The sequence below is a fragment of the Limnohabitans sp. 2KL-3 genome (genome assembly GCF_001269405.1).
Classification (GTDB): domain Bacteria; phylum Pseudomonadota; class Gammaproteobacteria; order Burkholderiales; family Burkholderiaceae_C; genus Limnohabitans_A.
In genome coordinates this window covers 120,066-143,075 of the sequence record NZ_CXON01000006.1, presented here as the reverse complement: position 1 = coordinate 143,075, position 23,010 = coordinate 120,066, and the positions used below count along the sequence as shown (strand labels likewise).

24 protein-coding genes and 1 tRNA gene are annotated in these 23,010 nt (G+C 59.1%); 18 read left to right on the top strand and 7 right to left on the bottom strand.

Annotation, left to right across the window (positions count from 1 at the left end; translation table 11 throughout):
- Window positions 1-20: 20 nt before the first annotated feature.
- From AMM41_RS10515 to AMM41_RS10505, 3 genes are read right to left on the bottom strand one after another with little or no spacing between them, the layout of a single operon-like run.
- Entirely contained in the window at window positions 21-749 is a 729-nt protein-coding gene (locus AMM41_RS10515; RefSeq protein WP_089957339.1) for an LrgB family protein, read from the bottom strand.
- A complete protein-coding gene (locus AMM41_RS10510) occupies window positions 746-1,093 on the bottom strand; it encodes a CidA/LrgA family protein (RefSeq protein ID WP_089957336.1) in 348 nt (115 codons plus the stop codon). Before AMM41_RS10510 ends, AMM41_RS10515 begins: the two co-directional genes overlap by 4 nt.
- Window positions 1,090-2,265, bottom strand: a complete 1,176-nt coding sequence (locus AMM41_RS10505; RefSeq protein ID WP_089957333.1) for an ABC transporter ATP-binding protein — start codon at window positions 2,263-2,265, stop codon at window positions 1,090-1,092. Before AMM41_RS10505 ends, AMM41_RS10510 begins: the two co-directional genes overlap by 4 nt.
- Before the next feature lie 127 nt (window positions 2,266-2,392).
- Between AMM41_RS10505 and AMM41_RS10500 the strand changes: the two genes are divergently transcribed.
- Window positions 2,393-4,024, top strand: a complete 1,632-nt coding sequence (locus tag AMM41_RS10500; RefSeq protein WP_089957331.1) for an ABC transporter permease — start codon at window positions 2,393-2,395, stop codon at window positions 4,022-4,024.
- A 91-nt stretch (window positions 4,025-4,115) separates the two neighbouring features.
- On the opposite strand, the gene AMM41_RS10495 is transcribed toward AMM41_RS10500, so the two are convergent.
- Window positions 4,116-5,072 carry an ion transporter gene (locus tag AMM41_RS10495; protein WP_089957541.1) on the bottom strand — a complete coding sequence of 319 codons (957 nt, stop codon included), beginning with the start codon at window positions 5,070-5,072 and terminating at the stop codon, window positions 4,116-4,118.
- Window positions 5,073-5,246: 174 nt separating this feature from the next.
- On the opposite strand from AMM41_RS10495, the gene AMM41_RS10490 reads away from it, so the two are divergent.
- Both AMM41_RS10490 and AMM41_RS10485 read left to right on the top strand, forming a co-directional pair.
- Window positions 5,247-5,555: a hypothetical protein gene (locus AMM41_RS10490; RefSeq protein WP_089957328.1), complete on the top strand. Its 309-nt coding sequence runs from the start codon at window positions 5,247-5,249 to the stop codon at window positions 5,553-5,555.
- Between the two features lie 9 nt (window positions 5,556-5,564).
- Window positions 5,565-6,899 (top strand): FAD-dependent oxidoreductase, encoded by a 1,335-nt coding sequence (locus AMM41_RS10485; RefSeq protein WP_089957325.1) that lies wholly within the window; start codon window positions 5,565-5,567, stop codon window positions 6,897-6,899.
- 105 nt (window positions 6,900-7,004) lie between these two features.
- Here the strand turns inward: AMM41_RS10485 and AMM41_RS10480 are convergent.
- Window positions 7,005-7,080, bottom strand: a tRNA-Lys gene (locus AMM41_RS10480).
- A gap of 380 nt (window positions 7,081-7,460) precedes the next feature.
- Between AMM41_RS10480 and AMM41_RS10475 the strand changes: the two genes are divergently transcribed.
- The 15 genes from AMM41_RS10475 (at window position 7,461) to AMM41_RS10405 (ending at window position 21,032) form a co-directional block, all read left to right on the top strand.
- Window positions 7,461-7,784: an ArsR/SmtB family transcription factor gene (locus AMM41_RS10475; protein WP_089957321.1), complete on the top strand. Its 324-nt coding sequence runs from the start codon at window positions 7,461-7,463 to the stop codon at window positions 7,782-7,784.
- Window positions 7,785-7,869: 85 nt separating this feature from the next.
- Window positions 7,870-8,280 (top strand): DsrE family protein, encoded by a 411-nt coding sequence (locus tag AMM41_RS10470; RefSeq protein WP_089957318.1) that lies wholly within the window; start codon window positions 7,870-7,872, stop codon window positions 8,278-8,280.
- 50 nt (window positions 8,281-8,330) lie between these two features.
- A complete protein-coding gene (locus AMM41_RS10465; protein ID WP_089957315.1) occupies window positions 8,331-8,639 on the top strand; it encodes a c-type cytochrome in 309 nt (102 codons plus the stop codon).
- A 12-nt stretch (window positions 8,640-8,651) separates the two neighbouring features.
- The gene (locus AMM41_RS10460) at window positions 8,652-9,926 is read left to right on the top strand and encodes an FCSD flavin-binding domain-containing protein (protein WP_089957313.1); all 1,275 of its coding nucleotides are present in this window, start codon (window positions 8,652-8,654) and stop codon (window positions 9,924-9,926) included.
- Window positions 9,927-10,213: 287 nt separating this feature from the next.
- On the top strand, window positions 10,214-11,482 hold the full coding sequence (locus AMM41_RS10455; protein ID WP_089957310.1) for a lipoprotein-releasing ABC transporter permease subunit: 1,269 nt from the start codon (window positions 10,214-10,216) through the stop codon (window positions 11,480-11,482).
- Entirely contained in the window at window positions 11,475-12,170 is a 696-nt protein-coding gene (lolD, locus tag AMM41_RS10450) for a lipoprotein-releasing ABC transporter ATP-binding protein LolD (protein WP_089957308.1), read from the top strand. The genes AMM41_RS10455 and lolD overlap by 8 nt, the downstream gene beginning before the upstream one ends.
- A 15-nt stretch (window positions 12,171-12,185) precedes the next feature.
- A complete protein-coding gene (locus tag AMM41_RS10445; protein ID WP_089957306.1) occupies window positions 12,186-13,010 on the top strand; it encodes a TatD family hydrolase in 825 nt (274 codons plus the stop codon).
- The gene (locus AMM41_RS10440) at window positions 13,007-13,564 is read left to right on the top strand and encodes a DNA-deoxyinosine glycosylase (protein WP_228769226.1); all 558 of its coding nucleotides are present in this window, start codon (window positions 13,007-13,009) and stop codon (window positions 13,562-13,564) included. The genes AMM41_RS10445 and AMM41_RS10440 overlap by 4 nt, the downstream gene beginning before the upstream one ends.
- Window positions 13,561-14,331, top strand: a complete 771-nt coding sequence (locus AMM41_RS10435; protein WP_089957305.1) for a class I SAM-dependent methyltransferase — start codon at window positions 13,561-13,563, stop codon at window positions 14,329-14,331. The genes AMM41_RS10440 and AMM41_RS10435 overlap by 4 nt, the downstream gene beginning before the upstream one ends.
- A 149-nt stretch (window positions 14,332-14,480) precedes the next feature.
- On the top strand, window positions 14,481-14,972 hold the full coding sequence (locus AMM41_RS10430; RefSeq protein ID WP_228769225.1) for a tripartite tricarboxylate transporter TctB family protein: 492 nt from the start codon (window positions 14,481-14,483) through the stop codon (window positions 14,970-14,972).
- Between the two features lie 13 nt (window positions 14,973-14,985).
- On the top strand, window positions 14,986-16,497 hold the full coding sequence (locus tag AMM41_RS10425) for a tripartite tricarboxylate transporter permease (protein WP_089957301.1): 1,512 nt from the start codon (window positions 14,986-14,988) through the stop codon (window positions 16,495-16,497).
- 185 nt (window positions 16,498-16,682) lie between these two features.
- Window positions 16,683-17,657 carry a Bug family tripartite tricarboxylate transporter substrate binding protein gene (locus AMM41_RS10420; protein ID WP_089957298.1) on the top strand — a complete coding sequence of 325 codons (975 nt, stop codon included), beginning with the start codon at window positions 16,683-16,685 and terminating at the stop codon, window positions 17,655-17,657.
- Window position 17,658: 1 nt separating this feature from the next.
- Window positions 17,659-19,281, top strand: a complete 1,623-nt coding sequence (locus AMM41_RS10415) for a gamma-glutamyltransferase family protein (protein WP_089957296.1) — start codon at window positions 17,659-17,661, stop codon at window positions 19,279-19,281.
- Window positions 19,281-20,186: a DMT family transporter gene (locus AMM41_RS10410; protein ID WP_089957294.1), complete on the top strand. Its 906-nt coding sequence runs from the start codon at window positions 19,281-19,283 to the stop codon at window positions 20,184-20,186. The genes AMM41_RS10415 and AMM41_RS10410 overlap by 1 nt, the downstream gene beginning before the upstream one ends.
- A 45-nt stretch (window positions 20,187-20,231) precedes the next feature.
- Window positions 20,232-21,032: an SDR family oxidoreductase gene (locus tag AMM41_RS10405; protein WP_089957292.1), complete on the top strand. Its 801-nt coding sequence runs from the start codon at window positions 20,232-20,234 to the stop codon at window positions 21,030-21,032.
- Window positions 21,033-21,328: 296 nt separating this feature from the next.
- Here AMM41_RS10405 and AMM41_RS10400 read toward each other — a convergent pair whose 3' ends face one another.
- Window positions 21,329-22,273, bottom strand: coding sequence for a nucleotidyl transferase AbiEii/AbiGii toxin family protein (locus AMM41_RS10400; protein ID WP_089957290.1), 945 nt, complete (start codon window positions 22,271-22,273; stop codon window positions 21,329-21,331).
- Entirely contained in the window at window positions 22,266-22,877 is a 612-nt protein-coding gene (locus AMM41_RS10395) for a hypothetical protein (RefSeq protein WP_228769224.1), read from the bottom strand. The genes AMM41_RS10400 and AMM41_RS10395 overlap by 8 nt, the downstream gene beginning before the upstream one ends.
- Between the last annotated feature and the right edge of the window lie 133 nt (window positions 22,878-23,010).

Here is a 23,010-nt window from a genome sequence, read left to right as displayed (position 1 = left end):
CTCGCTACGAAATCCGAGTTCTAAAACCACCAAGCCACGGCATAAGGAATCAGCATGGCCCCCGCGATGCCATGCAGCCCCATGCCCAGGCTGGCATAAGCCCCGGCCTCGGCGTTCACGCTGAAAGCGCGTGAGGTGCCAATGCCGTGCGCGGCCACGCCCAGGGCAAAGCCGCGTTGCCACCAGGCCGTGACGCACAGGGCGTCCAGCACATAGCGGCCCAGCACCGCGCCCAAGATGCCGGTGCTGACGGCAAAAATGGCCGTCAGGGTGGGCGAGGCTTGCACGCGTTCGGCAATGCCCATCGCAATCGGCGCGGTGACCGATTTGGCCACCAAGCCGCGCACCAGCGCTTCGTCCACCCCCAGCCAACGCGCCATGCCCACCGCCGTCAGCACCGAGGTGATGCCGCCCGCCATGAGCGACAGCAGCAACACCCCCATGCGCCCCTTGAGCGAGGCAAAACCTTTGTAGATCGGAATGGCCAGCGACACCGTGGCCGTGCCCAGCAAAAAGTGCACAAACTGCGCGCCTTCAAAGTACTGGGCATAGGGCATGTCGATCACGCTGATGCCGATGCACACCACAACCACCGCAATCAACACCGGGTTGGCCAGCGGGTTGCGCTGGCTGCGCTCGTACACGGTCAGGCCCAGCAGGTAAGCGCTGAGCGTGAGCACCAAAGCCAGCAGCGGGCTGCCCGAGAGGTAGACCCAAATGTCGGAGATGGGCGGCAGGGTGTTGTTCATGGCGCGCTGTCCTTTTTGGCGAACAGTTTGAGAACCAACGCGGTGACCGCCACCGTGGCCACCACGCTCAGCACCAGCGCCGCCGTGATGGCCCAGGCGTTGGCCTGCAGAACCGGCAAATACAGCACCACGCCCACCGATGCGGGAATGAACAACAGCCCCAGGTGCTGCAAGATGCCGCTGCCCACCAGGTCCATGGACGCAGGCACATGGCCGCGCAGGGCCAAAAATGCCAGCAGCAAAACCAGGCCCAGCACGGGCCCAGGGATGAAGGGCAGGGCGAATTTGGACAGCAGCTCGCCCAGCGCCTGAAAGAGGAAGAGTTGAACGAGGCCTTGGATCACGGCGTCGGGTTGGAGACGAATTTAACCGGTTGGTACTGTGGTTCGGTGTGTTCACACGCAGGGGCTTTGGCGCAGGGCATCTGGCACAGGTCCCGGTCGCTGACCGGGCAGGCGCGGTTGAAGGTGACCACATGGTCCACCTCGGCCCTGATACCAATCCATTCGCCCAGCTTGTGGTCATGGTGGCTGGGCACATGGGCCATCAGCTGTTCGCCGCTGGCCAGGCGCAGGGTGTACAAAAACTCCGAACCCCGAAAGGCTTTGCGCAAAATTTGCGCCTTCACTGGCGCATCGTCGTCGTGCACGATGTCGTCCGCTCGCAGCAATACATCGCACTCGCCCCCTTCAAAGGCGCAGGGCAGGGGGCATTCGGCCACATCACGCAGCTCGCCCACCGGGGTGCTGACCAAAATGTGCCCGTCCACCTCGCGCAGTGTGGCGGGCGTGAAAACGCCATGCCCAATGAAGTCGGCCACAAAGCGGGTGGCCGGGCGGTGGTACAGGCTGTAGGCATCGTCCCACTGGTGCAGCTGGCCTTCGTTCATCACGCCAATCACGTCGCCAATCGCAAACGCTTCGAGTTGGTCGTGGGTGACCAGCAGCGCGGTGGCCTTGGCGGCTTTGAGGATGTTGCGCACTTCGTGCGCCAGGCGCTCGCGCAGGTCAATGTCCAGGTTGGAAAACGGCTCATCCAGCAGCAGCAGGTCGGGCTTGGGGGCCAACGCACGGGCCAGGGCCACGCGTTGTTGTTGCCCGCCTGACAATTCATGCGGAAAACGTTTTTCTGCACCATCGAGCCCAACAAGTTGCAGCACTTCAGCCACGCGTGCTTGGCGTTCGGATTTGGGCACATGGCTCAGGCCAAAGCCCACATTGCGACCCACGTCCATGTGCGGAAACAGGGCGTAGTCCTGAAACACCATGCCGATGCGGCGGCGCTCGGCCGGTTCGGTGTGGTCTTTTTCACTCACCACTCGATTGGACAGCAAAATTTGTCCACCCGAGACAGGCTCTAAACCCGCCACCGCGCGAAGCAAAGTGGTTTTGCCGCAGCCCGAGGGCCCGATCATCACCCCGATGTCACCCGAGCGCAGCCCCAAGTTCACCCCCCTGACGGCGGGTGTGGTGCTGCCTGGGTATTGAATGTCGAGTTGGCGCAGTTCTAAAAACATGGATTCGATTGTAGGCAGGTTGCAAAAGGCGTGGGTCTTGCAGGCACGGTCTTCGTCCCCCAGCGCACCGGGCGCTTGCGGCCGAGTGGGGTTGAGCCAACGCAGACCGCTTTTACAATAGCCGAATATGTTCTTGACCTTGGCCCGCCGTTTATCGGGTCTCCCCTCCTTGTTTTTTGCACTGCTGGCGTTGAGCTTGGCCTGGCCCGTTTTGGCTGTGCTCGGCTCGTGGCTGCAGTGGAGCGGCGAGAGCGCCAGCATCTTGCGCGAGATGGCCGCCACCGTGCTGCCCGATTACGCGCTGACCACCCTGGGCCTGTGCCTGATGGTGGCGGTGGGTGTGACGGTGCTGGGCCTGGCCACGGCGGCGTTGGTCACCTTGTTTGACTTTCCGGGTCGTGGTGTTTTTGAGTGGTTGCTGCTTTTGCCGCTGGCCATGCCGGCCTATGTGGTGGCGTACGCCTACACCGACTTTTTGCAGTTCAGCGGGCCGCTGCAGGTGGCCCTGCGCGAGGCGCTGGGTTTACAAGGCCGTTTGTGGCCCGATGTGCGCAGCGTCTGGGGCGCGGCGCTGGTGTTCACTTTGTCGCTTTACCCTTATGTGTATTTGCTGGCCCGCACCGCTTTGGTCGAGCGGGCCTCGGGTTTGATGGAAGCGGCCCGCCTGCTGGGGGCCCCTTTGTCACGTCGCATCCGTGAAATTGCTTTGCCCTTGGCCCGTCCGGCAGTGGCGGCCGGTGTGGCGCTGGCGCTCATGGAAACCTTGGCCGACTTTGGTGTGTCCAGCTACTTTGGCATCCAGACCTTCACGGCGGGCATCTACAAGGCCTGGCTGTCCATGGACAACCGCATTGCCGCCGCGCAGCTGGCCACGGTGTTGCTGGCGGTGGTGGTGGTTTTGTTGCAGCTGGAGCAACGCGCCCAAAAACGCATGCGCTTTAACCAAGGGCGTGGCTCGCGTCAGGGCTCGGCCGAGGCGCAGCCGATGCAGTTGCACGGCACGCGCCGCGTGCTGGCATGGACGGTGTGCAGCTTACCCGTGCTGCTGGGTTTTGTGTTGCCGGTGCTCATCATGCTGCGGGCTTTTGTGGGCGAGACGACCGAGATGCCTTGGGAGCGCTTTGGCCAGTGGGCCTGGACCAGCTTGCGTCTGGGTGCGGTCACGGCGGCGTTGGCCGTGGGCGTGGCGCTGGCGCTGGCTTTCAGTGTGCGCACACGGGCTGACCGCATCAGCCAGGGGGCCATTCAGTTGGTGGGTCTGGGTTATGCCATTCCTGGGGCGGTGGTGGTGGTGGGCTTGCTCTTGCCCGTGGGCTGGATTCAACAAACCTGGCCTGCCTCGTCGGCAGGGGCTTGGATCACGGCCACATCTTTGGGCTTGGTGTGGGCTTACTTGGTGCGCTTTTGTGCGGTGGCTTTGCAGTCGGTGCAAAGCGGCTATGCCCGCATTCCGGCCAGTCTGGACGACTCGGCCCGCATGCTGGGCGTGACCGGCTGGGGCCTGATGCGCCGGGTGCATGCACCGCTGCTTCAGCGCACCACCATCGCCGCTGCCTTGCTGGTGTTTGTGGACGTGATGAAAGAGCTGCCCGCCACAATGGTGTTGCGGCCCTTCAACAGCGACACCTTGGCGGTGGTGGCCTACCAACTGGCACGCGATGAGCGCCTGGGCGAAGCGGCCTTGCCCTCGCTGGCGCTGGTGCTGGTGGGGCTGATTCCGGTGATTTTGCTCAGCCGGACTTTGCGCCAAACCCGCTGAAGGCTTGCCAAAGACCCGCCTGTTTGTGGCCCAGAGTCCAAACCACACCGTGGCCCCACAAGGCTTTGAGGTGCTGCCGGACACCCTTTGATCAAGGCAGCTTCCCATCAGGCGGGGCTGGGCTGTGCTTGTACAAGGACTGCTCCTCGATGATTTGCCGGATGATGGCCCGGGCATGGTCTTCGGTGATGTTGTATTCGGTGCGCAGGTGCTCAATGGTCCGCTTTTCTTGCTCATCCAGGTGCCCGTCTTTGAGCACTTCCTCGACCTCGGTGGTGAACTCGATTTCTTGGGTGCGCACCCGTGAAACAAAAGCCGATGCCACGATACCGGTGAGCAAGGCCACGGTGAACACCCCCGACAAGGCGGTGAACGACCCGATGACCTTGCCCCAGGCCGACAAGGGGGTCACATCGCCATAACCCACGGTGGTGATGGTGATGATGGACCACCACATGGCCTGTGGAATGGTGCCAAACTGCTCGGCTTGCAAGTCGTGTTCGGCAAAGTGCATCAGGCATGCGGTAAAAAGGATGGTGATGGCCAGCAGATAAAGGGCCGAGATGAAGGCCCCTCTTTCGGCATAGATGGATGCCATCAAATCTTCCAAGGCCGTGGAGTAATGCGACAGCTTCAAAATGCGCATGACCCGCATCACGCGCAAAAAGCGCAAGTCCAGGCCCGGCACCAAGGCCTGTAAAAAGAAAGGCAAGACGGCCAGCAAATCGACCAGTCCGTGAAAACTCAGCACATACCCGATGCGGCGGCGGCGGACACTGTGATGGGCGTGTTGTCGTTCTGCTGCCGTCCAGATCCTCAGCAGGTATTCCACAGAGAAAAAAAGCACCGACAGCGCATCAAAAATAGCCAAAGCCCGGCCATACCGCGCTTCGATGGACGGCACCGATTCCAGCACCACTGCCACCACATTGCCCAGCACGATCAAGGTCAACACCCACGAAAACAGCCAGGCTGCTTGGCGGTGTTCGTGGCTCTGGTTTTCCAGAATTTGAAAAAGACGTCGCCGCAGCGAGGCAGGTGAATTCATGGTCAGACCTCCAGTGTCGCAGTCCATCAGTTTGCATCCCAGTGCAAGACTGGCGCAGGGTATTTGCAGGCAGACGAACGGTGCTTTCCTGTGTTTACTTGATTCAAATCAATCAATATAAGCTGTAACTTAAGAAAATTAACCAATACGACAATTTTCACAAAAAGGATAAATATGTTCAAACGAACCTGGCTGTTGGGGGCCATGGCTGCCGGGTGGTTGCTGACGCCTACGCTGGGCCAAGCGCAGTTTGTGGCCAACGATGCCCGTCTGCTGGCTTCGGGCTGTTTTCAGTGCCACGGCACCAACGGCAAAAGTGGCGCTTTCGACGCTTTGGCAGGTGATGGCAAGTTGGACATGCTCAACAAGCTCAACGACATGCGCAAAAAATCAGCAGGCTCCAGCATCATGGTGCCTCACGCGCGTGGCTACACCTCTGAGCAATTGAACATGATTGCCGATTACTTTTCAAAACAAAAATAAGGTGCACCCATGACCTCCCCATTTGAATTTTCTTTGTCTCGTCGTCATCTTCTGGCCAGCTTGGGCGCTGGAGCTGTGTGTGCCACCACATTCCCTGCGTTTGGTTTGACCGCACCCGTTCAAAAAATTGTGGTCATCGGTGGCGGCATGGCCGGTGCGACGGTTGCCAAATACCTGCGCTTGTGGAGCAACAAGGCCGTCGAGGTCACCATCGTTGAGCCCTCAACGACCTATGTGTCGAACATCATGAGCAATTTGGTGGTGACGGGTCAGTACGCACCCGCCTTGCTCAATTACAACTGGAGCAACCTGATCAAAAACCACGGCATCAAACTGGTCAAGGGTTCGGTCAGTCAGGTGACGGCCAATGGCTCAGGCTGGAGCGTGAGTGTCACCGGTGTGGCTGCTCCCTTGCTGTGCGATCGCGTGGTGGTGGCACCGGGCATCAGTTTTGACCCGGTGCTGGACAATATTGCTCAGCCTGTGGCTGTTTTGCACGCATGGCAGGCCGGCCCACAAACCACGCAGTTGCGCGATTTGCTGGCGGCATTGCCGCCCACAGGCACTTTGGTCATGACCATCCCGCCAGCACCCTATCGCTGCCCCCCTGGCCCTTATGAGAGGGCTTGTGTGATCGCCGATTATTTGAAGCGCAACAAGCCGGGTGCCCGCATTGTTGTGCTGGACGCCAACCCCGATGTCATGGCCGAGCCTGCCAACTTCAAAAACGCTTTCAGCACTCTGTATGGCGCTAATCTGGTTTACTTGCCCGGTCGAAAAGTCAAATATGTCACCTCAGGCATCAGTCCTTACAGTGGAAAAGTGACAGTAGACATTGTCGGAACCGGTTTTGTGGAAGAGTATTCGGGTGACTTGCTCAACATCATTCCGACGCAAAGAGCCGGCGCGATTGCACAAGCACTGGGGCTTTGCGACAGCACGGGTTTTGCCCCCGTGAACGGGGTCTCATTTGAAAGCACCTTGCGCCCGGGCATTCACGTCATTGGGGATGCCGCGAAAACATCGCTGCCCAAAGCCGGTCACGTTGGCAACCAGGGAGCCAAAATCTGCGCCGATGCGATATTGCGCATCTTGTCCAACCAAGCACCCTACGCAACGCCCACCGCCAATTCGGCCTGCTACTCACCCCTGAGCAGCACCGTGGCCTCTTGGCTCACGGCCGTTTACCAATATGAACAACAGCCTGACAGCAGCTGGAAATACGTGGCCAGGGACCACATCAGCACCACGACCGGCCCTACAGAAGCGGCCAGCGCCAGCACAGGCAATTTCACCAAAATGAACACTTGGTACAAAACCCTGATGACCGAAACCTATTCTTGAGGGTTGGTGTTTCGTCAAACCGCCATGGGGTGGCGGTTTGGTGGGATTCAAACGCCCATAAAAAAACACCCAGCACGCGAGCACTGGGTGTTTTTAGTTTGTGAGTGGTGGGACCAGCGGGGGTCGAACCCACGACAAACGGATTAAAAGTCCGCTGCTCTACCAACTGAGCTATGGTCCCACATCAAGCCCTCTATTATAGTATGCCTTTAAGCCAAAACTGAGGCCTTGAACGTTTTTTACTTGGCTTGGCCTGTCTGGCGGTGCTGAGTTGGCTTGAGGGCACCCCAATCCACACCCTTGCGCCTGATTTTTGGACAAGCAACATGCTCAATTTTTGTGCAATGCCCATGTGGCATGGGTTTGTGTTGCTTTGATGACCGTGGCGCAGGTCAACAGCCATGCGGGCAGGGGCGTCGCCCGGGGCCAATGGGCTGGCCTTAGTTCGATCTGTGCATAAGCAAAGAACAAATCAATGGTTGGTCTTTTGACAAAAAAGGTCACAATCCTTCGATTTCTCAGTCTGACTGAAAACCGTCCACATCGATAGAAAATACAAGCATGGCCAAAACTACAAAAGACCAAGCATTGACCGAATCGGAAGAGGTGTTTGAAAAAGCTGCCGAAGTGTTTCGCGTCATGTCCGCGCCCATGCGCCTGCGCATCATCAGCTCACTGTGCAATGGCGAAAAAAACGTTGGGGAATTGCTCACCGAAATCGACACCACCCAGCCCAATATGTCGCAACACCTGAACACACTCTACCAAGCCGGTGTGCTGGGCAAGCGTCGAGAAGGGGTACAAATTTACTACCGCATCATCAATGACCGGGTGGTCACGTTGTGCCGTGCTGTGTGTGTGCAAATCGCCAGCGAAGCCGATTGAAAGAACAGCGTCAGTTTCGAGCCGGGTTTTCACGGGCTCGCATTGGATCATGATCCGGCTAATATTCATCTATAAGGAGTCACGAATGAAGCGTCATCTGTTGCTGGTTACCGGTTTACTGGCCTGCACCCTGTCTTGGGCCGAAATCAAAGTGGTTTATCACCTGAGTGAGGGCATCCCCCAAGCTTCGCGTGCCATAGGCAACATCCGAAATCACTTGGCCGCAGACCCAAGTGCCAAAATCGTGGTGGTCACCCATGGTTTGGGCATCGACTTTTTGCTCAACGGCGCCACCAACCAGATGGACCAGCCTTTTGCCGGGGGTGTTGCTGACCTGGTCAATAAAGGCGTGGAGTTCCGTGTGTGCAACAACACCTTGGTGTCGCGCAAAATCTCGGCCGACAAGCTACTGATGGAAGCCAAAGTGGTGCCCTCAGGTGTGGCCGAAGTGGCCAAGCTGCAGGCCAATGAGAAATTTGTCTATCTGCGCCCCTGATGGGCATTGAGGCGTTCGTTCGCCCCGTCTGTTTTTTTCGAGGAAAACCCATGAAGATTCAACACGCTTTGACAGCGGCTGCACTGGTCGCCCTGTCTGGCCTGGCCCAAGCCCAGGTCGATCCGCTGCAGGTGCGCAGCTGGGCCGCTTCTTGTTCTGCTTGCCACGGCACCGATGGCCGTGCACAGCCGGGCATGATTTCATTGGCCGGTGTGCCCAAAGAAGTCACCATTCAGAAAATGCTGGACTACAAAGCCGGTCGCGTGCCTGCTGCCACCATCATGCACCAGCTGGCCAAGGGCTATTCCGACGAGCAAATCGCCGCCATCGCTGGCTACTTTGCCGCCCAGAAGAACTAAGGAAAAACTGCCATGCAACGTCGTCATTTTTTGCAGACTGGCTCCGCTTTGGGCGCCATGGGACTGGTTTCGGGCTGTGCCACCGTGGGCGGCAGCAGCGGCCCCAAGGTGGTGGTCATTGGTGGTGGCTACTCCGGTGCCACAGCCGCCAAATACCTGCGCATGTGGTCTGAGCACAAAATCCAGGTCACCCTGGTCGAACCCAGCGAAGCCTTCATCTCTTGCCCCATCTCCAACTTGGTGATCGGTGGCAGCAAGACCATCGCCGACATCACCACCCCTTATGACAACCTGACCAAACGCCACGGTGTCAAGGTCATCAAGGACCGTGTCAACACCATCGATTCAGACAAGCGCATTGTCAAATTGGCTGGCGGCACTGAGCTGGCCTATGACCGGCTGATCGTTTCGCCCGGCGTGGATTTCATGTGGGAGAGCTTGCCCGGCATGAACAAGGCAGGGGCCAAAGACAAAGTCATGCACGCTTGGAAGGCTGGCGCACAAACCGTGACCCTGCGCAAGCAACTCGAAGCCATGCCCGATGGCGGCGTTTTCGCCATGTCCATTCCGCTGGCCCCCTACCGCTGCCCACCCGGCCCTTACGAGCGTGCTTGCCAGGTGGCTGAATACTTCAGCAAGGCCAAGCCCAAGAGCAAGGTGCTGATTCTGGACGCCAACGACGACGTCACCTCCAAAGGCCCCTTGTTCAAAAAAGCTTGGGCTGAGCGTTACAAAGGCATCGTGGAGTACCGTGGCAAACACAACGTGACCGACGTTGATGCGGCCACCAACACCTTGAAGTTCGAGTTCAACGACGACATCAAGGCCAGCGTGTTGAACGTGATCCCCAATATGCGTGCCGGTGACATTGCCGTCAACGCCGGTCTGGCCACGGCCAACAAGCGCTGGTGCGAAGTGGACTTCCTCACCTTCGAATCCAAGGCCGCCAAAAACGTGCACGTCTTGGGTGACTCGATTCAGATTGCGCCTGGCATGCCCAAGTCCGGCCACATGGCCAACCAACACGGCAAAACCTGTGCAGCAGCAGTCATCGCCTTGTTGATGGGCAAACAAGTCAACCCTATGCCCATCTACAACAACACCTGCTACAGCTTCGTCAGCAGCAAAGACGTGGTCCATGTGGCCAGCGTCCACCGCTATGACGCTGAAAAGAAAACCATGCTCACCGTGCCCGGCTCGGGGGGGGTGTCCAGTGCTGCCAATGAGCTCGAAGGGGTGTATGCCCTGGCTTGGGCGCAAAACATCTGGGCTGACACACTGGCTTGATGCGATCTTGAAGAAACGCCGCCGTCCAAAGACGCGCGGCGTTTTTTTTCGACCATTTTCCGGAGTGTGGCTTTCTTGATCTGAGCGATGTTGACGTGGATCGTGCACACACACCATGGCGGCAAATTGTCGCCCTTGTAAATGGCCGCTGTGGCCGAATCCCTGAGCGGCAAATAAGCGCATCGCCAACAGGGCTGGCGTTTACAAAACGCAGCACATCCTTTTGGGTGCGTTTGCTTTGTGCCCATGGCGTGGTGGTCTTGGCCGATTGGTCACAATAGCGGCCTATGTCTTTTTTCAAAAACATCCCCTACGAGCTGGTGCTGGGCTGGCGCTACACGCGTGCAGGCCGCGCCACCCGGCGAAACGGCTTCATTTCCTTCATCTCGGGGGTGTCCATGATGGGCATTGGCCTGGGGGTGGCGGCGCTCATCATTGTGCTGAGCGTGATGAACGGCTTTCAAAAAGAGGTGCGCGACCGCATGCTGGGCGTGGTCTCGCACATCGAGGTCTATGCCGCTGACGGTGCGGCCGTGGCCGATTTGCCCGCCTTGCTAGCCCGCCTGAAGGCCAACCCGCAGGTGCTGGGCGCTGCGCCCTTCATCACCGCGCAGGCCTTGCTGGCCCGGGGTGAGGACATGAAAGGCGTGTTGGTGCGAGGCATCGACCCGGCGCTGGAGCCCGAGGTCAGTGATTTGTCGAACGACACCCAAGTCGGGGTGTTGCAAAGGCTCAAATCCGGCGAGTTCAATTTGGTGCTTGGGCGCGATTTGTCCTACAACCTGGGCCTGCAAAGCGGCGACCCGGTGACGCTGGTGTCACCGTCTGGTCAGGTGACCCCTGCGGGGGTGGTGCCGCGCATGAAGCAAATGGGCGTGCTGGGCACTTTCTCTTCGGGGCACTACGAATACGACTCGGCGCTGGCGCTGATGCACGTTGAAGACGCGGCCCGCATGTTCCGGCTGGAAGGCCCCAGCGGTGTGCGCCTGAAATTGCGCGATTTGCACCAAGCGAGAGACGTGGCGCGAGAGCTGCAACTGGACTTGGGTCCCGGCTTTTTTGTGCGCGACTGGACGCAACAAAACAAAACCTGGTTTGCCGCCGTTCAGGTCGAAAAACGCATGATGTTCATCATCCTCACGCTCATCGTGGCGGTGGCGGCTTTCAATTTGGTCAGCACTTTGGTGATGACGGTGACCGACAAACGCGCCGACATTGCGATCTTGCGCACCCTGGGGGCCAGCCCGCGCAGCATCATGGGTATTTTTGTGGTGCAGGGGGCCACGGTGGGCGTGATCGGCACGATGAGTGGCTTGGCGCTGGGTCTTTTGGTGGCCTTCAACATCGATGTGATCGTGCCCGCGCTGGAGACACTGTTCAACGCCAGCTTTTTGCCACGCGACATTTACCTGATCAGCCGCATGCCCAGCGAGCCTCTGGCCAGCGACATCCTGCCTGTGGCCATCATTTCTTTGGTCTTGGCTTTTGTGGCCACGCTCTACCCCAGCTGGCGTGCCAGCCAAGTCAACCCGGCGGAGGCGCTGCGCTATGAATGACACGAAAAACCTGGTGGTGCTGCAGGCCCAAGGCCTGACCAAGCGCTTCACCGAAGGGCGCTTGGACGTGACCGTGCTGCAAGGCGTGGACCTGGCTGTGCACGCGGGCGAGACACTGGCGATTGTGGGTGCTTCGGGCTCGGGCAAGAGCACCTTGCTGCATTTGCTCGGCGGGCTGGATGCCCCCACCCAGGGCTCGGTGCAATTGAAGGGCCAGTTGCTGTCGGCCTTGAGTGCCGCCGAGCAAGGCCAGTGGCGCAACCGTTATTTGGGCTTTGTGTACCAGTTTCACCATTTGCTGCCCGAGTTCAGTGCCTTGGACAACGTGGCCATGCCGCTGTGGATTCGCCGCCAAGACCGCGCCGAAGCCGCAGCCGTGGCCACGGGCTGGTTGCAGCGTGTGGGTCTGGGCGAGCGCCTGCACCACAGGCCTTCGGAATTGTCGGGCGGCGAGCGCCAGCGTGTGGCGCTTGCCCGCGCTTTGGTGAACGACCCGGCCTGCGTGCTGGCCGATGAGCCCACGGGCAACCTGGACCGCGAAACCGCCGACGGCGTGTTTGCGCTCATGCTTCAGTTGGCCCGCGAGCGCGGCACCGCCTTTGTGGTGGTCACGCACGACCAAGCCTTGGCAGCGCGTTGCGACCGGCAATTGCATTTGGTCAAGGGCGTGTTGCAAGCGCCTGTTTGAAACATTCAAGCCCGAATGTGGATCGACACGCACTGTCACCTGGACGCGTCCGAGTTTGATGCCGACCGCGATGCGGTGCGCGAGGCCGCCCGCCAAGTGGGTGTGACGCGCTGTGTGATCCCGGCGGTGCACGCGGGTCACTGGCCCGAAGTGACGCAATTGGCCGAGCGGCATGGCGACGCTTATGCCTTGGGCATCCACCCTTTGTATGTCCCGCAAGCGCAAGAAGCCGATCTGCTGGCGCTGGACCACGCATTGACCGAGCGTCGCGATGACCCGCGCCTGGTGGCTGTGGGCGAGATCGGGCTGGACTTTTTTGTGCCCGAACTGTGCACGCCCGACATGCGCGAGCGGCAATGGTTTTTTTACACCGCGCAACTGAAGCTGGCCCAAAAGCATGGCCTGCCGGTCATCCTGCATGTACGGCGCTCGGCCGACCTCTTGCTCAAAGGCTTGCGCCAGTGCTGCATCACCTCAGGCATTGCGCACGCCTTCAACGGCAGCAGCCAACAGGCGCAGACTTTTGTGGACATGGGCTTTGCGCTGGGCTTTGGCGGCACATTGACCTATGAGCGCTCCTTGCAGTTGCGCCGCCTGGCCTGCGAGCTGCCCCTGAGCGCCTTGGTGCTGGAGACCGACGCGCCCGACATCCCGCCGCAGTGGCTCTACCAAACCGCTGAGCAGCGGGCGCTGGGCGCAGCTCAGGGTCGCAACAGCCCGGCCGAGCTGCCCCGCATCGCGCAGGTGCTGGCCGGGTTGCGGGGGGTGTCGCTGGCCGATTTGGCGGCCGCAAGCACCCATAACGCACAGCGGGTTTTGCCCAAACTGGTACCCGCATGACCAAGGCTGTCATGACCAAGGCCTTGCCAGAGTCTTTGGCCAGTCCCCGTTTGCAGGGTTTACCACCGATAGTGGGGCCGGGCACCCGCGTGCTGGTCTTGGGCAGCTTCCCCAGCGTCAAGTCTTTGCAGTTGCAGCAGTATTACGCCCATCCACAAAACCATTTTTGGCGCATCGTTCAAGCCATGTGGCCCGATGCACCTTGGCCCACCAACAAGGACTACGCCCGCCGTTGCCAGTGTTTGCAGGCACTGGGCGTGGGGGTGTGGGATGTGTATGCCGAGTGTGAGCGTGAGGGCAGCCTGGACAGCGCCATTCGCCATGCACAGCTGAACGATTTTCCGGCCTTGTTGCAGCGCTGCCCGCACCTGAGCGTCATCGCCCACAACGGCGGTGAGAGTTTTCGTCACGCGAAAGCGGTCGAAAAATCACTGGCACAAGCGGGTTGGGCCGGGCAAGTCTCGGTCCATCGCCTACCATCGACCAGTCCAGCGAATGCGTCCTGGACATTTGATCAAAAACTCACCGCCTGGCGGGCGGTGCTGAACCCATGACCCGAAAAAAATCCTCTGCTTCCCTCGTGGAACTGCCCGAAGTCAACTTTTCTGAAGACGGCGAAATTCGTTACCTGCACCTGGGCACCGAGTGGATTCAGGGCTCGATGTTTCTGGACCGGCCCTTTGACATTGAGCTGGAATATGTGCAGCGCATGTTTGGCTGGCTCTTGTTCATGCCTGCGGCCGAAGTCAAGGGCGCACACGCCATGCAGCTGGGTTTGGGGGCGGGCACCATCACCAAGTTTTGCTACAAAAAACTCAAGATGACCTGCACGGCGGTGGAGTTGAATCCGGGCGTGCTGCACGCCTGCCGAGGCTGGTTTCGTTTGCCGCCCGATGATGAGCGTTTGAAGGTGGTGCTGGCCGATGCGGCCGAGGAAATTCAGAAGGACGAGTGGCGCGGCACCGTGGATGCGCTGCAAGTGGACTTGTACGACGAAGAGGCCGCCGCCCCGGTGCTGGACACGCCCGATTTTTACCGCAACTGCCGTGAGTTGTTGACACTGCAAGGCTGCATGACGGTGAACTTGTTTGGCCGCTCGTCAAGCTATGCCGAGAGCGTGGAAAAGATTTGCGCCGCTTTTGGCGAAGATGCAGTGTGGGCTTTCAAGCCCACACGAGAGGGCAACGCCATCGTGTTGGCGCAACGCACCGCCAGCCGTCCATCGCGCGATGCTTTGCTGGCAGCGGCCAGCCAGATCGAGGCCCAATGGGGGTGGCCTGCCGTCAAGTGGCTCAAAGTATTCAAACCCTTGGTGAAATAACTTTTTCTCGAAACTTACGGGTCAAAACAGGGCTTTGGCATCCGGGTTAACCATGGTTTCGTCACCCCGGGGACATAGGTGTAACCCACATCACAAAAGACGCAATGTTCACGCAGAATCTGCTCAACTCAAAACAGAGGAGATATCTTGTGAACATCATCAAAAGTCAAAAAGACTTTTTCGCTGGGCTGTTCTACACCGTAGCAGGTGCAGCCTTTGCCATTGGCGCGACCAATTACAACGTGGGCACCGGCGCCCGCATGGGGCCGGGTTACTTTCCCTTGTTGCTCGGTGTTTTGTTGGCAGTGATCGGTGCCTTTGTCATGTTCAAAGCGCTGACCGTCGAGACCCAAGACGGTGAAAAGATTGGTGCTTGGGCTTGGAAGCCTTTGTTCTTCATCATCGCCGGCAACTTGTTGTTTGGCATTTTGCTGGGGGGCTTGCCCAGCATCGGTGTGCCCGCCATGGGTTTGATCGTGGCCATCTTTGGCACCACCTTGGTGGTCAGCTTGGCGGGTGACACATTCAAGCTCAAAGAGGTCTTGATTTTGGCCACCATCCTGTCCATTGGCAGTTATTGCGCTTTTGTGCTGCTTCTCAAGTTGCAGTTTCCGGTCTGGCCCACCTTCATCACCGGTTGAGGAGAAATAATTCATGGAACTGTTTGACAACTTGGCTCTCGGTTTTGGGGTGGCGTTCACCTTTCAAAACCTGATTTACGCGTTCATCGGCTGTTTGCTGGGCACCTTGATTGGGGTCTTGCCAGGTGTGGGTCCTGTGGCCACCATCGCCATGCTTTTGCCCGCCACCTATGCACTGCCCCCTGTGGCTGCGCTGATCATGTTGGCCGGTATTTACTACGGTGCCCAATACGGCGGCTCCACCACCGCGATTTTGGTCAACTTACCCGGCGAAGCCTCGTCGGTGGTGACCATGATTGACGGCTACCAAATGGCCCGCAAAGGCCGCGCCGGTCCCGCTTTGGCGGCCGCTGGTTTGGGCTCGTTTTTTGCTGGTTGCGTGGGCACCTTGATTTTGGCCGCCTTCGCAGGCCCCTTGACCGAAGTCGCTTTCAAATTCGGCCCTGCCGAGTATTTCTCGCTCATGGTGCTGGGTTTGATTGGTGCTGTGGTGTTGGCATCAGGCTCCCTCATCAAAGCGGTCGGCATGATCGTGTTGGGTCTGTTGATGGGCCTGATCGGCACCGACGTGAACTCGGGTGTGGCCCGTTTCAGCTTTGACATCCCTGAGTTGACCGACGGCGTGGGCTTCATCGTGATCGCCATGGGCGTGTTCGGCTACGGCGAGATCATCTCCAACCTGTCCAAGCCCGAAGAAGACCGCGAGGTTTTCACGGCCAAAGTGACCGGCTTGATGCCCAGCGCTGAAGACTTCAAAAACATGGTGCCTGCCGTGTTGCGTGGCACGGCCTTGGGTTCTGCTTTGGGCATCTTGCCCGGTGGTGGTGCCTTGTTGGCAGCTTTTGCGGCCTACACCATCGAGAAGAAAACCAAGCTTCGTCCAGGTGAAGTGCCTTTCGGTCAAGGCAACATCCGTGGTGTCGCATCGCCCGAGTCGGCCAACAACTCGGCCTCGCAAACTTCCTTCATTCCTTTGCTGACATTGGGCATTCCGCCCAACGCCGTGATGGCTTTGATGGTGGGCGCGATGACCATCCACAACATCCAGCCTGGTCCTCAGGTGATGACCAGCAACCCCGAGTTGTTCTGGGGCTTGATTGCCTCGATGTGGATCGGCAACGCGATGCTCATCATCTTGAACCTGCCTTTGATCGGCATCTGGATCAAGTTGCTGTCGGTGCCTTACCGCTGGTTGTTCCCGGCCATTGTGTTGTTCTGCGCGATTGGCGTGTATTCGACCAACAACAACACCTGGGACATCTGGATGGTGGCTGGCTTTGGTGTGGTGGGCTACACCTTCATCAAACTGGGCATGGAACCAGCACCCCTGTTGCTGGGCTTCATCCTGGGGCCCATGATGGAAGAAAACCTGCGCCGCGCCATGCTCTTGTCGCGTGGTGACTGGAGTGTGTTTGTCACGCGCCCCTTGTCGGCAGGCTTGCTGGCTGCGGCTTTGCTGCTCTTGATCATCGTGGCATTGCCCTCGATCAAGTCCAAGCGTGAAGAGGCTTTTGTTGAAGAGTAAGGCTTTGACTTGACGCACTGACAACGGCCTCTTCGGAGGCCGTTGTCGTTGGTGCATACGCAAAGTCCAGACAGGGATGGGGTTCACTGTGGTCTTGTCGCTTGAGTGCGGCAGACCTGACCACCGTCTGAGAAAATAATGCTCTGCAGGCAAGTTTTCAGTGTGTTCACAACAGGAAGGTTTCCGTGAAAAAAAGAAATTGGCTCAAATGTCTGTGTGTTTCGGCATTGACCTTGGCAACTTGGAGCGTGGCCCAAGCCCAAAGTTACCCCACCAAACCGGTGCGTTTGTTGGTGCCCTTTCCGGCAGGTGGTGCGACCGATTTGTTTGCCCGCACCTTGTCGCAAAAAATCAGCGAAAAATTGGGTCAATCTTTGGTGGTTGAAAACCGCCCCGGCGCTGGCGGCACTTTGGGCTCTGACTTGGCGGCCAAGGCCAACCCCGATGGCTACACGCTGCTGCTGTCGACCTCCAGCACGCACTCGATCGGCCCCAACCTGAACCCGCGCATGCCTTATGACGCGGTGCGTGACTTCACCCCCATTGTCCATTTGGGCAACGCGCCCAGCATCATGCTAGTGCCCAACAACTCGCCCGCCAAAACCGTCAAGGAATGGGTCGAGTACGCCAAGAAAAACCCCGGCCGCCTCAACTACGCCTCGAGTGGTAACGGCACCATCGTGCAGTTGTCGGCCGAGCTGTTCAAGGCCCAGGCCGATGTGTTTGTGGTGCACATCCCCTACAAGGGCACGGCACTGGCCATTCCCGATCTGATTTCCGGCAAAGTGGACGTGCTGTTTGACAGCCTGCCCACCGGCATGCCGCATGTGCGCGACGGCCGCTTGCGTGCTTTGGGCGTGACCACCCTCAAGCCCACAGCGCTTGCACCGGGCATCCCCGCCATTGCCGATGTGTTGCCCGGCTACGAATCCAACACCTGGTTTGGTTTCTTTGGCCCTAAAAACCTGCCCGCCGAGGTCGTTACCCGCATCAACACGGCGGCCAACCAGGTGCTCAAAGACCCTGAAGTGATGGACAAGCTTTTGCGCTTTGGCATTGAGCCCGTAGGCGGCACGCCCGCCCAGTTCACTACCATGCTGGCCAGCGAGTCGGCCAAGTGGAAAAAGATCATCACCGACCGCAAGATCACCTTGGAATGACATGAACTTCGATTACCAATTTCCTTACACCAGCACCCGCTTGCCGCTGTTTGCGCGCAATGTGGTCTCCACCTCTCACCCCTTGGCCGCACAGGCCGGCTTGCGCATGATGCTCAAGGGCGGCAACGCAGTCGACGCAGCCATTGCCGCTGCCGCCGTCATCACCCTGACCGAGCCGGTGAGCTGTGGCCTGGGCTCTGACGCGTTTGCCATTTTGTGGGACGGCAAAGAGCTGCACGGCCTCAACTCGTCCGGCCCCGCGCCCGCCACCTGGACGCCCGAATACTTTCACCGCAAATACGGTGCCGAGACCAAAACACCACCCAAGCGCGGCTTTGACTCGGTCACCGTGCCCGGTGCCGTGGCCGGTTGGGTGGCCCTGAGCGACCGCTTTGGCAAACTGCCTTTTGCAGACCTGATGGAGCCCGCCATCGAGGTGGCCGAGCGTGGTTATTTGATCCCGGTGGTGGTGCAGCAAAAGTGGGCCGCCGCCACGCCCGAGCTGCAGTCACAGCCCGGCTTTGCACAAAGCTTTTTGCCTTGGGGTCGTGCGCCGCAAGTGGGTGAGTTGTTCCAGTTCAAGAATGCAGCCCGTGGCCTCAAAGCCATCGCCGCCACCAAGGGCCAAGCGCTGTATGGCGGCGAGATCGCTGAAGCCATTGAAAAGTTTGCCAAAGAAAACGGCGGCAGCATCACCGCCAAAGACCTGGCCGACTTCAAACCCGAATGGGTCAAGCCCATGGCGCAAGACTACCGGGGTTACACCCTGCACGAGATCCCGCCCAACGGCCAAGGCATTGCGGCCTTGATCGCACTCGGCATCCTGTCCAACTTCGACATGGCCAGCCACAAGGTGGACAGTGCTGATTCGCAGCACCTGCAGATCGAGGCGATGAAGCTCGCCTTTGCCGATACCTACCGCTACGTGGCCGACCCGCGTTTCATGGAGTTGCCACCCGAGCAAATGCTGGACCCGGCTTATCTGGCCAGCCGCGCCAAGCTGATCGACATGAACAAGGCGCAAAATTTCAAGGCGGGCAACCCGGTCAAGGGCGGCACGATTTACCTCACGGCCGCCGATGAAAACGGCATGATGATCAGCTTCATCCAGAGCAACTACATGGGCTTTGGTTCCGGTGTGGTGGAGCCGACATACGGCATCAGCTTGCAAAACCGGGGCCACGGCTTCAGCACCGACCTGCAGGGCCAAAACCCCGCCAACCTGGTGTTGCCGGGCAAACGGCCTTTCCAGACCATCATCCCGGCCTTTGTCACTAAAGATGGCCAGCCGGTCATGAGCTACGGCGTGATGGGTGGCAATATGCAGCCGCAAGGCCACATGCAAACTCTGGTGCGCATGCTCGACTACGGCCAAAACCCGCAAGCGGCGTGTGACGCACCGCGCTGGCGCTACAACTCGGGCTTGAACATCAACGTCGAAGCGGCCATGAATGGCCAGACGGTGCAAGAGCTGATCGCACGCGGCCACCAGTTGGACGTCATCAGCGACTCGTATCAAGACTTCGGTGCAGGCCAGTTCATTTGGCGCATGGGTGACCCCGCAGTGCAGGGCTACCAAGCCGCCAGCGACCCGCGCCGCGACGGCCAGGCCGTGGGCTTTTGATGTCGGGCTTGCCCGCCCCTTCGCTCACCTCGGGCTTGCTGCTGGCTGCGGCAGGCTCCATCGCTTTCAGCGGCAAGGCCATCATCGTCAAACTGGCCTATCGCCACGGTGTCGATGCCGTCAGCTTGCTCATGCTGCGCATGTTGTTTGCGCTGCCCATGTTTTTGTTGATGGCGTGGTGGGCCGGGCGGGGCAAGGCACCGTTGACGCGTGCCGACTGGCTGGGTGTGATAGGGCTGGGCTTTTGCGGCTACTACCTGTCGAGTTTTCTGGACTTTTTGGGCTTGGCTTACATCAGTGCCTCGCTGGAAAGACTGATCCTTTACCTCAACCCCACACTGGTCTTGGTACTGGGTTGGTTTTTGTTCAAAAAACGCATCACACCCCGCCAAGGCGTGGCCATGGCCATCAGTTATTCGGGGGTGTTGTTGGTGTTCGGGCACGAGCTCAGCTTGCAAGGCCCCGATGCCGCTTTGGGGGCGGTGTTGGTGTTTTTGAGCGCCGTCAGCTACGCGATTTACCTCACTTACAGCGGCGAGTTGGTGAAACGCTTGGGTTCTTTGCGCCTGGCCGGTTGGGCCACGTCGGTCGCTTGCGTGTTTTGCCTCTTGCAATACGCCTTGCTCAAACCCTTGGTCTGGGCTGACACCCCCGAGCCTGTGCTTTGGCTGTCCTTGCTCAATGCCGTGGCCTGCACGGCCTTGCCGGTCTTGATCGTCATGATGGCCATTGAGCGCATTGGGCCAGCCTTGACCTCCCAGATCGGCATGATTGGCCCCATGTCCACCCTGATCATGGGGGTGTGGATTTTGGGCGAACCCTTCAATGCCTGGATCATTGCGGGCACGGCCCTGGTTTTAGGGGGCGTATTTTGGGTCACGCGGCCAGCAGGCCGCACCGTTTAAGCCGGTCAACAGACCGCACAACATCATCAACTTCAGGAGATCAACATGGATTTGGGCATTGCAGGCAAATGGGCTTTGGTGGGTGGCGCAAGCAAGGGCTTGGGCTGGGGTTGCGCACGGGCCTTGGCCCTGGAAGGCGTGAACGTGGTCATGGTGGCACGCGGCGCCGAGGTGCTGAACAAGGCCGTTGAAGACTTGCGTACCGAGACCGGTGGCCAAGTGCAACTGATCGGCGTGGCGGTGGACATCACCACCGAAGCCGGACGCGAAGCCATCTGGAACGTGGCAGGCGGCCCCGGCAAAGACTACGACATCGTGGTGACCAACGCGGGCGGCCCACCGCCCGGGGATTTTCGCGACTGGAACCGCGAAGCCTGGATCAAGGCCATCGACGGCAACATGCTCACCCCCATCGAACTCATCAAAGCCACCGTGGACCGCATGGCCGCACGCGGCTTTGGCCGTATCGTCAACATCACCAGCAGCGCCGTCAAAGCGCCCATCGACGTGCTGGGCCTGTCCAACGGCGCACGCAGCGGCCTGACCGGCTTTGTGGCGGGCGCATCGCGCAGCGCCATCGCGGCCAAAGGCGTGACCATCAACAACCTGCTGCCCGGCAAATTTGACACCGACCGCATCCGCTCGACCTTGCCCGCCATGGCGCAAAAGCAAGGCAAAACCGTGGAAGAAATGCGTGCCATTCAGCAAGCGCAAATCCCGGCCGGGCGCTACGGCAACCCACAAGAGTTTGGTGCCATCTGCGCCTTCTTGTGCAGCCAGCATGCGGCTTACATGACGGGTCAGAACGTGTTGGCCGATGGGGGGTCTTACGCGGGGACGTATTGATGCCGTTCAGTGGACTGCTTTGAAGCGCTGCCATCGCTGACAGGCGATGGCAGCAGCTTTATCGCTGGATTGCAGGGTCACGCAGAGTTGAGGTCGTGGGTCGCGGGGCTTCTTTAGGCTGACAGCGGACATCACAGTTGTTCGACTGATTTTTTGCATCCGCCATAAGCAGTCACTGGCCAAGCAGTGCATCCAGGGACCGGTCTACAACCCACAGCCGTCACAGCTCAAAGGGCACTTGAAATGACCCCGGAGTATGACTGCTTGTGGCCTGGTCCCCACCCAAAGTTCGAGCGTCACATCGAATCCAGATGTTCCTTGATCCTGGCAAGCAGTTGGTCAAATTCCGGCTGACCTCGGTAATAAAGTGCAGATGATTGACGGTATTCCCGAGCGAAGAGGTCTCGCTGCACAGGATCATTCAGTGTGAATGCGGGATTTCTGGCAATGACCAACTCATCACCGGACCGGAAGCGCTGAACCTTGCGTTCTTGGTAGGCGGTCGTCTGCATGAACGCTTGCACCTCCTGAAGCCCAAGAAGGCAGTACACGTCGTAATAGTGCCGAAGGAAATTGGCGGGGAAGGCCTTGGCTTCGGCAAGCCGCCTGTACTTGGTCGAGATGGTCTGGAGTTTCTCAACGAAGGTGTGCGTGGGCGCGTAACAAGGGACATTCACAGCGCGGTTGTCCAAGACCTGAATATCTCGATCCCGGGCAAACTCCAAAGCCCACGAAGAAATGGTCACAGCGCGATTGGGCGCCGTGTCATCAAAGCCCAGCTCCAGCAAGATGCCATCTTTCACGCCGGACAAGGTGGTCGTGCGCGGGTAATAGTTCAGGCGAATGCCGGCACTGCGCATCTTGTCATCATCAAAAAAGGTGTCCCGCTCGACGCTGTCGACGCCAGGAATGCGGATGCGTTTGGCCAGCTCGTCGTAAAAGGCCAGCCGCGATGCGATGTGTGCCGGCTTGTCCTGGTTGCGACCGGTTTTCACGTCCAAGTCAGCTGGTGGCTCGATGCGGATGTCAATGTCTTCCGAAAACCGATGAATCACCCCAAAGCCTTTGGATAAGGACGTGCCACCTTTGAGCTCGAACACAAAACCCTGAGCCTGAAGGCCCCACAGGCCATGCATGATCCAGTAGTCTTTTTCGACCAGCATGGGATCAAGTCCCCGGTCGTTGGCGACGACCGCAAGCAATTGGTCGAAGTCGCGCCGGTCGTGGAGAAATTCAAGCACCCATCCACTCCCGAAAGCGTTTGCGTGTGGCCATGTTGCCGTAGTTTTTGACAGCCTCCTGCAAGCGCTTGAGATCAAAGGAGGACAACTTGCTGCGGGCCTGGCTGAGCACCACATCGCGGTCTTCGGCCAGTTCGTTCAGGTTGTTGAGCAAATCCACGTAGAGGAACTCCCGGCTCAGCTTTTTGGGAAAGCGTGGCTTCACCCGGAAGTCGAACTGTCGATTGCCCAGTTGGAAGACGCCATGGCGCTTGTGGTTGTAGACCAGCGTGCAGTTGTAGAGTTGGGTGGTGCCCAGACCCACTGCGTTGTAAGCCGAAGGCGAGAACACCAGAAATTCCTTGTCCCGCAGAAAGCCTTTCACCACCTGATCGTCGGCAGGCGGGAGTGGACCAAAGCTGGATTGTTTGGGTGCGTGGTAAAGCCCTTGGGCCAGTTTTTGAAGCTTACCGATGGCCACCAGTTCGTGCAGATGCCGATCAATGGCATTGCTCAGAAAAGCCAAATCCTCGCGCCGGTAGACGTGGCCGGGGCGCAAGCCATCCGCCAGGTGAGCCGTGGCGCCCTTCAAAGACGGGGTGTGCAGTAAGGCAGCGGCAGTCATGAATGTCTCTTCATTGAAGTTTCATGCATTTTACTGATTTTGCCTATCATGTCGGCAGTGCCCTGCGGACCGGACATGGGTCTTGATCGAGATGGTCGCGCGTGAAAGTCCGCTCTCCGACTCGGCTTTTAGT

What these genes read in the sequence shown, in the direction of transcription:
- AMM41_RS10460 (WP_089957313.1), top strand. Translation starts at nt 8,652, where the DNA reads ATGCAACGTCGTCATTTTTTGCAGACTGGCTCCGCTTTGGGCGCCATG.
- AMM41_RS10410 (WP_089957294.1), top strand. Translation starts at nt 19,281, where the DNA reads ATGTCGGGCTTGCCCGCCCCTTCGCTCACCTCGGGCTTGCTGCTGGCT.
- AMM41_RS10440 (WP_228769226.1), top strand. Translation starts at nt 13,007, where the DNA reads ATGACCAAGGCTGTCATGACCAAGGCCTTGCCAGAGTCTTTGGCCAGT.
- AMM41_RS10500 (WP_089957331.1), top strand. Translation starts at nt 2,393, where the DNA reads ATGTTCTTGACCTTGGCCCGCCGTTTATCGGGTCTCCCCTCCTTGTTT.
- AMM41_RS10425 (WP_089957301.1), top strand. Translation starts at nt 14,986, where the DNA reads ATGGAACTGTTTGACAACTTGGCTCTCGGTTTTGGGGTGGCGTTCACC.
- AMM41_RS10395 (WP_228769224.1), bottom strand. Translation starts at nt 22,877, where the DNA reads ATGACTGCCGCTGCCTTACTGCACACCCCGTCTTTGAAGGGCGCCACG.
- AMM41_RS10445 (WP_089957306.1), top strand. Translation starts at nt 12,186, where the DNA reads ATGTGGATCGACACGCACTGTCACCTGGACGCGTCCGAGTTTGATGCC.
- AMM41_RS10470 (WP_089957318.1), top strand. Translation starts at nt 7,870, where the DNA reads ATGAAGCGTCATCTGTTGCTGGTTACCGGTTTACTGGCCTGCACCCTG.
- lolD (WP_089957308.1), top strand. Translation starts at nt 11,475, where the DNA reads ATGAATGACACGAAAAACCTGGTGGTGCTGCAGGCCCAAGGCCTGACC.
- AMM41_RS10405 (WP_089957292.1), top strand. Translation starts at nt 20,232, where the DNA reads ATGGATTTGGGCATTGCAGGCAAATGGGCTTTGGTGGGTGGCGCAAGC.
- AMM41_RS10475 (WP_089957321.1), top strand. Translation starts at nt 7,461, where the DNA reads ATGGCCAAAACTACAAAAGACCAAGCATTGACCGAATCGGAAGAGGTG.
- AMM41_RS10455 (WP_089957310.1), top strand. Translation starts at nt 10,214, where the DNA reads ATGTCTTTTTTCAAAAACATCCCCTACGAGCTGGTGCTGGGCTGGCGC.
- AMM41_RS10465 (WP_089957315.1), top strand. Translation starts at nt 8,331, where the DNA reads ATGAAGATTCAACACGCTTTGACAGCGGCTGCACTGGTCGCCCTGTCT.
- AMM41_RS10435 (WP_089957305.1), top strand. Translation starts at nt 13,561, where the DNA reads ATGACCCGAAAAAAATCCTCTGCTTCCCTCGTGGAACTGCCCGAAGTC.
- AMM41_RS10515 (WP_089957339.1), bottom strand. Translation starts at nt 749, where the DNA reads ATGAACAACACCCTGCCGCCCATCTCCGACATTTGGGTCTACCTCTCG.
- AMM41_RS10485 (WP_089957325.1), top strand. Translation starts at nt 5,565, where the DNA reads ATGACCTCCCCATTTGAATTTTCTTTGTCTCGTCGTCATCTTCTGGCC.
- AMM41_RS10505 (WP_089957333.1), bottom strand. Translation starts at nt 2,265, where the DNA reads ATGTTTTTAGAACTGCGCCAACTCGACATTCAATACCCAGGCAGCACC.
- AMM41_RS10495 (WP_089957541.1), bottom strand. Translation starts at nt 5,072, where the DNA reads ATGAATTCACCTGCCTCGCTGCGGCGACGTCTTTTTCAAATTCTGGAA.
- AMM41_RS10490 (WP_089957328.1), top strand. Translation starts at nt 5,247, where the DNA reads ATGTTCAAACGAACCTGGCTGTTGGGGGCCATGGCTGCCGGGTGGTTG.
- AMM41_RS10415 (WP_089957296.1), top strand. Translation starts at nt 17,659, where the DNA reads ATGAACTTCGATTACCAATTTCCTTACACCAGCACCCGCTTGCCGCTG.